Raw genomic sequence first — 627 nt, 5'->3', positions numbered from 1 at the left:
GACCACCTGCGCCACCAGGTCTTTCTCGGGTCGGAGGCGTTCGTCACGGCGATGCGCGAGCGGGCCAAGGCGGAGGCCGCCGGGCGCGGCAACCTGGCCGAGATCCCGAAAGCCCAGTGGCAGGCGCCGCCGCCACCGCTCGAAACCTTCGCTGCCGAAGCGGCCAGCCGCGACGAGGCGATGGCCCGGGCCTACTTGAGCGGCGCCTATAGCCAGGTCAGCATTGCCCGGCATTTTGCGGTACACTACAGCACCGTCAGCCGCGCGGTACGCCGTTTCGAAAAGACCCTTGAACCGGCGGGCTGAAACGTCATCTTGGATGGCGAGGCGCGGCCGGCAGAAGAGCCGGAGAAGGGCGGGTAAAAGAGGAGGAGCGCGGTGCCCCTGTTGCGTAGACTGTTGATCGGTGCCGCCCGGCGCATCGCCGCCAACCCGGAAGTCCAGGCGCGCGCCGCCGATTCCTACGAGACGGCGGTGAAGCCGCGCCTGCAAGCGGCCGGCGATGAGCTGCGCGACCTTGCCCGTGAGAGCGATCCGCTGCGCGATCCCGCCGTCTTTGCCCGCCGCCTGGGCGCGCGCATCCGCGTCGTCAACAAGCGCGTCTGATCCGGACCTCCGCGGGGCGTC

2 protein-coding genes are annotated in these 627 nt (G+C 70.0%); both read left to right on the top strand.

The genetic code is table 11. The features are described 5' to 3' along the window. Positions 1-306 (top strand): helix-turn-helix domain-containing protein (locus ACKGJN_RS16450; protein ID WP_409540653.1); only part of this gene is annotated, 306 nt, incomplete at its 5' end. Positions 307-399: 93 nt separating this feature from the next. Further along, on the top strand, positions 400-606 hold the full coding sequence (locus tag ACKGJN_RS16445; protein ID WP_409540652.1) for a hypothetical protein: 207 nt from the start codon (positions 400-402) through the stop codon (positions 604-606). The last annotated feature ends 21 nt before the right edge of the window (positions 607-627 follow it).

This window comes from Gillisia xinjiangensis, from assembly GCF_046298265.1.
Taxonomy (GTDB): Bacteria; Bacteroidota; Bacteroidia; order Flavobacteriales; family Flavobacteriaceae; genus Gillisia; species Gillisia xinjiangensis.
The sequence above is the reverse complement of the archived record's forward strand: the minus strand, read 5'-3'. Positions and strand labels throughout refer to the sequence as shown.